At 41.1% G+C, this 7,958-nt stretch carries 4 protein-coding genes; 1 reads left to right on the forward strand and 3 read right to left on the reverse strand.

The window, feature by feature from the left end; genetic code table 11:
* Genes Xentx_RS11765 through Xentx_RS11775 form a run of 3 tightly spaced genes read right to left on the reverse strand, consistent with a single transcriptional unit; the run spans window position 1 to window position 5,811 of the window.
* Entirely contained in the window at window positions 1-753 is a 753-nt protein-coding gene (locus tag Xentx_RS11765; protein WP_074020422.1) for a thioesterase II family protein, read from the reverse strand.
* A complete protein-coding gene (locus Xentx_RS11770; protein ID WP_074020423.1) occupies window positions 743-2,395 on the reverse strand; it encodes a GMC family oxidoreductase in 1,653 nt (550 codons plus the stop codon). Before Xentx_RS11770 ends, Xentx_RS11765 begins: the two co-directional genes overlap by 11 nt.
* Window positions 2,392-5,811 carry a non-ribosomal peptide synthetase gene (locus Xentx_RS11775; protein WP_074020424.1) on the reverse strand — a complete coding sequence of 1,140 codons (3,420 nt, stop codon included), beginning with the start codon at window positions 5,809-5,811 and terminating at the stop codon, window positions 2,392-2,394. Before Xentx_RS11775 ends, Xentx_RS11770 begins: the two co-directional genes overlap by 4 nt.
* 833 nt (window positions 5,812-6,644) lie before the next feature.
* Between Xentx_RS11775 and trxA the strand changes: the two genes are divergently transcribed.
* A complete protein-coding gene (gene trxA / locus Xentx_RS11780; protein ID WP_074020425.1) occupies window positions 6,645-6,965 on the forward strand; it encodes a thioredoxin in 321 nt (106 codons plus the stop codon).
* The last annotated feature ends 993 nt before the right edge of the window (window positions 6,966-7,958 follow it).

Raw genomic sequence — 7,958 nt, forward strand, 5'->3', positions numbered from 1 at the left:
TTACTCCAGGTTCTTTGTCAGACCAAATGGTTTTTCACTCAGCAATATTTGTTTAATAACATCCCAGTGGTGGTACACAGCAAAGTGATCCCCTTCAATATGGATGAGTGAAATATCGTCAGAGGTGTAATTTTTCCAGGCTTCCATGTCTGCCAAAGTGACATAACTGTCGCGAGTGGCGGAAACCAGCACCAGTGGATAACTCACCTGTATATTGCCAAGCTGGGGAAATTGGCTGCGTATCAGGTAATCATTGCGCAGTTGCCGGATGATAGGTTTTATCAGCGCAGGTTCGTTCAAGATTGCTTCGGGTGTCCCTTGATCTGCTTTGGTTTTCTGAATCAATTGTTCATCTGTCCATTCATGCCGTTCATCTTTGGGTTGACGATGAGGAGGGACAGAGCTGGATACCACGCCAAATAAAGGAGAAGTGCCATAGTTTTTTATTATCGCCTGACCTACCGCGATACTCAGCGCGCCGCCAAAGCTATGACCAAAGGTGATCCACTCCGTGATACCCTGTGCTTGTTTTTGCTGGAAATCAGTCCAGATATCTGATGCCAGTCGTTCAATCAGGGAATCGAGATCGTGAATTTCAGGTTCTTTAGCCAGATAACCACGACCAGGGATCGCAACGGGTTGTAAGATCGCAGATTGAGTGGTCATGAGATCAGTTAGCCAGGGGCGATAAATCGCTGTTGTTGCTCCTGCATGGGGAAAGGCATAAATCACCCGTCTGCAATTAGTTTCCATTTGTCCTCCGCTCGCTGGTGGCTTCTCTCTCTATTAAAAAACTGACAATACGTTCAGCCGTCATAATGGTTGTCAGATTAGTTGGCATAGAGGGAATGGTGGGGAATAGAGAAGCGTCAGCAACTGTTACACCCGTAATGCCATGGACTCGGCCATCTTCTTGTGCGGCGCTATCAGGATCATCATGGGCACCCATTCTGAGCGTTCCAGACGCATGCCAGCCTGGATTAACCAGGTTTTTGATTGCACTGTTCATGATTTCGTCGTTATGAATCATGGAGTCTGACCAAAATTGGATGCCATCAAGAAAAACATCCACTTCCGGGTGGCGTAAAACCTGCCAAATTTTACGCACTCCCCCCACAAGGCGTGCGATATTTGATGGGGAGTGAGTCAACGGCAGATCAATTTGGGGTAATATCGTGGGCGTAGCTGAATTGATGAAAACCCGTCCTTGAATCTCAGGACGCATTAACATGACGGAAGCACCAACTAGCATTGGATAAGTAACGCGATCTCTGAATCCCGGTACGGTGTCACTGGCAACATTGTTCAACAAGCCAATTTGTACATCGACTTTTGCGTCATAACCGCTTCTGATGCGGGCAGCAATTTGCCGCCACGGCAGGCCCGTGGTACAGACACCGGCTTTAGGCAGCGCCCAGAGCACCACGGAAGCATGGTCAGTTAGATTTCTGCCAACGGCGGGCACTTGTGCAACAACAGGGATACCTAATCTGCTCAGATGTTCTGGATCACCTACACCTGAGCGCTGTAATAATGTTGCCGAACCAATTGCGCCAGCGCAGAGAATAATTTGTTTGGCCTGATAAACCAGCTCTTCTCCCGCCTGAATAATTTTTACCCCTGAGGCGATAGTGCCGTTGAAAATGATCTGAGTGACCAGGGCATCCGTCAGCACATGCAGATTTGCTCTATTCAGGATCGGTTCAAGGTATGAGCGATAAACATCGACTCTTTCTGCTCCGTTAACGACATTGGCGGGCACAGGGCCGACGGCGGGATCTTCACCGACATTGAGATCATTGACGTAAGGTACACCAAACTGTTCGCAGGCATGGGCAAAAGCCATATCAAGGGGATGGATCTCGCTATTTGCCGGTCTGCGCAGACACATCGGTCCCTGTGAGCCGTGGTTATCATCACCGATATAATCAGTGTCATTCTCTAAATGCTTAAACCACGGCAGGACTTGCTCCCAAGACCAATTAGGGCAACCCATTTGGGCCCATTTATCGAAATCGCTCCGAAATCCTCGCAAGGCAATAGCGCCGTTGACTGCGGAAGAACCCCCAAGGACTTTCCCCACGCGATAATTGAACGGCTTGCGCTCTTTGTGCTTACGAGAGTGTTGTTTGTTATCTTGTCCATGGGCAGGAGAAGCAATGAGAGCGGCGAACCGATCATCATCATTGCGTACATTGGCTTCGTAATCCCAATTATATCCTTCCAGCACCAGCCTTGATGCATCTCTGAGTGGACTGGCAGGGTTGTGTACATCAGATTCGTGACCTGCTTCAATCAGCAGTACGGACTTTGTGCTATTTTCAGACAGGCGAGAGGCTGCCACGCATCCTGCTGAACCACCGCCTACCACGATATAATCATATGCTTTGGTCATAGTTCATTCACCGCTTGAGATTGGACGATGGTTTCGATGATGCGAGAGAAAGACTGAATATTAGAATTCATGAACAGCCCTTCAATGATGTCCTGTTCGCCAACTGGCGTAATATTAAATTCCTGTCGCAGTGCACTAAGTAAACCAACGGCATGGAGTGAATCACCGCCAATATCAAAAAAGCCATCGGTGACATCAAAATCATCGTGCTGAAGTTGTGCTTGCCAGAGTTTCAGGATTTTCGCTTCTATCTCATTAGCGGGTGCAACCGGAGCATCTGCATGTTCTTCGGAATCAGACCAAGGAATAGGCAGCGCTTTGCGGTCAATTTTTCCATTACTGGTTAATGGCATATGGGGCAATAAGATGTAATAACTGGGCACCATATAAGAGGGCAACGTTTTGCGGGCAATTTCCCTCAATTGCTCCTGAAAATGGGTCGGGTCATCCAACGTTTCTGGCGTCTCAGGCACAACATAGGAGACGATATGTCGTTGTCCGGTTTTAGCATGGATGGGAGCATCAATGACGACATGGCTGGCATTTTCGTGGGTCAGAAGGCAGGCTTCAATTTCACCTAATTCAATGCGGTATCCATTGATTTTTACCTGATTATCTTCACGCCCTAAAATTTCTATTAGGCCATCGGCAATATATCGTCCCAAATCTCCAGTTCTGTACAGCCGTTCACCTGTGACGGGATGAGTAATAAAGCGTAGTGCAGTTTTTTCTGCATCGCCCAAATAACCTTGAGTCACTCCGTCTCCACCAATATAGAGTTCTCCGGTTACCCATTTGGGGCAGGGAAGAAGCCAGTTATTCAAAACATGGAAAGTTTGATTTGCCAGCGGCTTGCCATAAGGAATGCTTTTCCAGTTTTTATCAATTGTTTCAATGGGGTAATGTATCGACCAGATAGAGCCTTCAGTTGCTCCACCGAGACTAATGATCGCAGTATTTGGCAAACTTTCCCGAATACGTTCAGGGAGATCGACAGGTATCCAGTCTCCGCTCATAAGGATTAGCCTTAATTGGGTCTCGGACAGTGCGGAACCATTTCTGTCTACCAATACTTTCACGGGAGCAGGGACACTATTCCAGATCGTAATTTGATGTTTGAGCAGCATGTCTAGCCAGATTTTGGGGTCATTGGCCGTTTCTGGCATGGAAAAAATAACTTTTCCTCCCACACCTAATAGCCCGAAATAGTCATAGACGGACAAATCAAACCCAGCAGGCGCGACAGACAACACAACATCTTTTTCTGTTACCTGGAATTTATGATTAATATCAAATACGGTATTGGCAGCATTACGGTGGGAAGCCATCACCCCTTTCGGTTCTCCTGTTGAACCAGAGGTAAAGATGACATAGGCCAGATCATCTAATCCTTGCATTGAAGACATGGAAGACCAATGTGCTGTAGTCATTTGCTCTGCATCCATTGCCTGGTGTATGGAACACTCATCCAAATTGATACGAAGTAAATGCGTAAATTCATCATGTTCAAAAACTGTGCTGTCAGTGACAATCCCTTTGGCTGAACAGCGGTTGAGCAAACTCATTCGACGCTCAGCAGGCAGTTGGGGATCAATGGCTACGTAGGCAGCACCTGACATAAGAACACCCAGTAAACCAATGACTAACTCTGGGCTTTGTGGCAGGGAGACAGCGACAATATCATTGGGATGAATTAGGACAGAGCTTCGTAGTTGTTGTGCTACTGCATAGGCTTTGTTGGCCATTTCTGCATAAGTAACTTGTTTTTCGCCCTGAATAAGTGCAATTGCATTAGGATATTTGCCAGCAGCTTGCAAAACCATTTCATGCAGTAGCTTGAGATCAAATTCGGTAGCCGTTGCATTGGCTTTTGTTCTTTCCACTAAATCTGAGGCAGGTAATTTCACCAGTGGTGTGTTTTTATCCCATACTGAATTGTCTTCTGCACAAGTCGTTATCAGCGCCAGATACGCATCCAACATAGCTTCCACCATGCCATCAGGGAATAGCTCATTGACTGTATTCCAGTTAATTTGCACAAGATCATCAACACGAACAATCTGGTTCTCTAACCAAACTTGTGGGGTTTGATTACTACTATAAATTTGGGTCGCTTCTGTCCAACTGACATCTGTCACGACATTATCCAAATTGGCCGTCAGAGTATTGCTAAATACTACGGGGGCGGTTGCTGCTCGGTTGCCATGATTTCGGCGGGTCAGTTCTCTGAGAACTTGAACACCATTGTAGGAACAGTGCCAGCGGTTCATCATCAAATCAGTCTGGATCTGTACCAAACGATTATTGAGGCTTTCTTCTCCTGTTCCTCCAATACCAAGTAACATGGGTTGCAGGAAATTGCCGACAACATTTTCAATACCATCAAAATAGGGTCGGCGTCCAAATTGAGTGACAGTCAGTGTAAAAGTCTGACGTTTCGACCATTGACGAAGCACTTCTGCGTACATACCGAGAAGTACAGTTTCCAATGTTAATTTGCGTAATTCCGCTTTTTTTCTCAGAGCTAATAATGTTTCAGAAGAAATTGTTCGGCTGTAACGTTTGAACGCAGGTGGAGAAAGTATCTCTGGTGCATTTTTTAACGGTAATTCCGGTGGTTGAGGTAAATGCTCTAGTTGTTGTTCCCAATAAGTTTTATCACGTAATCCTTGTGGCTGCCCCTGTAGATAACGTTCTAATTTGATATAACTGGGGAAATTTATATTATCAGGTAGAGCAGGCAGCTCATAACCTTGATAAACTTGCCACCAATCACGTAATACCAAACGGACACTATGAATATCGACAAACATCAGGTCGAAATAAATATGTAGACGGGTAATATCATTATTAAGTATTGTTGCCCGTATATCGAATGTAGGTGCTTTATCTATAGGTAATAATTGCGTTTCCATTTCCTGACGAAGTTTTGCCAGCATATTATCTTTTTCTGACTCTGACCACTTTCTACAATCCTGAATAGGAATGATGTAATTTAATGGCGTGGGTAAAATCCGCTGTTGTCCATCTAAAGATAAAGTCGCCCTTAACATAGGGTGATATTCAATGATTTTGTTTAATGCGTTATTTAACAAGTTGATATCTAATGAATTAATATCTAATTCAGTATATAGACAACTGGTTAACCCCCCTAGTTCCAGTCCGGGGTTACGCCCAATTAAATAGGCATATTGAATATCTGTTAATGGAAAAATTTCTGCCTCAATCGTATCTTCTTGTAGAGTTACAGGAATGATAGTATTTATTAATGGTAATCTGTTTTGAAGTATCCCATTAACTTGCTGTTTCAAATTTGATAACTCTACTTCTAAATTTTTATTTTCTGGTTTATATAATTCAGGGGGATTAGAGGTTTCTAATCCGGATTCTTGTAATGCCTGGAGAAAATTTTGCATGCATTATCCCTTGTATTTGATTGATAAGTTAACTTATGCTTTTTTGAGGTTGTTTTTTATCTTTGAAATAAAATAGTGCTGGGAGTATGGTTGGAATTCTTAACAAATAATCTTTTTACAATTCACCAATTTATTTTTGTGAAAATAAACATCATTTACTATCAGATTAATATATTGACTCACGAGTTTAAAATAAAAGTAGTGCATATTCAGACGCCTCATTAATCTTAGTAAGGTGTTTAGTTTTATTTGTTGGTTTTCTTTTGTGCAAAAATAACATGTTTATAACTAAATGTAATATCAAATAATAATATTTTATTAACGATTATTGTTATGTGAAATATATGGATGCTGATCAAATTCAAGTTGGCAGTCGTATAATAATTTCTGATACCTCACCAACCCGCTAACTCTTCCGCAGCTAAGTTAATAACTTTAGGTAAACATATTATAAAGTTATTTTTTATTTTTTAATAGTTAGTATATGAAATCATCGTATTTATAATTAGCAAATTCTCCATTGGTTTTTTCTCTGGTTAAAGTTATCAATCAGAATTTATGTGATTGATTTTAAGAATTTTAATAACTGACCGTTATTAATTGATAGCTTATGCCTATCTTCCTGATAGGAAAAGATCTATTGATCTAATTATAATATTCAATATAATAATTTAATTAAGGGTGTCGAGTATTCTGAGTTAGCGATTATTTTGTACATGGATTCATAAAATGAATGTTCCAATACCAAAGTTAACAAATATACATGCGCATACCCCACGTTTCATTTATGAGCTGTATTTTAGTAACTTAAAAATTTTTATTGAGGATTCAATATGAGTACATTAATTGAATTAACCGAAGATAATTTTGATAGTGTAGTCGGTTCTAAAGGGATCTGTGTTGTTAGATTCTGGGCGCCATGGTGTGGCCCGTGTCGTGCAGTAGCACCAACGTTTAATCAATTATCAATTGATATGAAAGATAGTGCCACTTTCGGGGAAATCAATATTGATGATGCTAATAATATCGCTATGAGATATGGCATTCGCGGCATACCAACGACATTAGTATATAAAGATGGGCAACCTGTAGATTCTCTTGTTGGCGTCGCTTCATTATCGCAATTTAAGAATATGGTTTCTCAAAATTTGTAGTTCAGGTTGAGTTAAATTTAATGATTTGAGGAGCCTGCCTTACCTAACAGTCTAAACCAATATCATCATTTGCTTTTAATTAGTAAAATAAAGGAGCATTTACTGTTTATTTATACGAAAGAATTAATTATAGAAACTGGCCCTTTTGGGTATACTGCGGTGATATATGCAGCTAGGGCGGTTTCTCTCCTGTTGTTGTGATTTTGATTTTAAACCCTTCTTGGTTTCAGGGGCGAAAAATAAATACCAGGCAGAAAGTATCATTATTGCGACAGGGTCAATTGCATGTTATTTGATCTTCCTATCAGTGGTTGTTTTATGGCTATAGGTCATAATCCGAATACAGGTTTTTGAAAAATAAATTAAAACTAAATAATGGATGTATTATTGTTAATGGCAGATCTCATTATTTTGAAACATGACATCAATTCCTGGGGTATTTGCAGCAGGCGATGCTTCTGATGACAAATATGTCAGGCAAGAATATTAGCAGGTTCAGGATGTATGGCGGCATTTGATGTAGTGAAATGGTTACAGTTTAATAATTCATAATATTATTAACACATTAAGGCCATTCAGAAATGACTGGGTGTTTAGTTTTTAAATGAAATAATTAGGTAAATCTGTTTAGTACTGTTCTTCATCAATTAATCTGCGAATTTTTGCCAAAATTAAATATTTCCTAGCAATAGTAACAAAATAAAATAAGTCATAATGAAATTATGCCAGTATGTAAATATTGGCTTTTATCATTGAATAACAGAAATTGCTAAGTTAGTTAGAAACTCATACCTTATATTCCCATTTAATAACAAATGGTTATATGATGGGTAAGGAATAAAGTGGCATAGATTATTTATCGTTGACTAAAATTTCAAACCAGACTATTTTTTTAGTAAAAATCCGCCTTCATAGAAGGCGGCTTTGATTTCGCCCCAGAGGGGCGTTACTAGTTCAGACTCTGAGAGCCTTCACTTCACATCCCTTTTAACG

It is taken from the genome of Xenorhabdus thuongxuanensis, assembly GCF_001908095.1.
Classification (GTDB): domain Bacteria; phylum Pseudomonadota; class Gammaproteobacteria; order Enterobacterales; family Enterobacteriaceae; genus Xenorhabdus; species Xenorhabdus thuongxuanensis.

Bases quoted from the DNA above. Each gene is read 5' to 3' on its own strand.
- trxA (WP_074020425.1), top strand. From the start codon at position 6,645: ATGAGTACATTAATTGAATTAACCGAAGATAATTTTGATAGTGTAGTC.
- Xentx_RS11770 (WP_074020423.1), bottom strand. From the start codon at position 2,395: ATGACCAAAGCATATGATTATATCGTGGTAGGCGGTGGTTCAGCAGGA.
- Xentx_RS11775 (WP_074020424.1), bottom strand. From the start codon at position 5,811: ATGCAAAATTTTCTCCAGGCATTACAAGAATCCGGATTAGAAACCTCT.
- Xentx_RS11765 (WP_074020422.1), bottom strand. From the start codon at position 753: ATGGAAACTAATTGCAGACGGGTGATTTATGCCTTTCCCCATGCAGGA.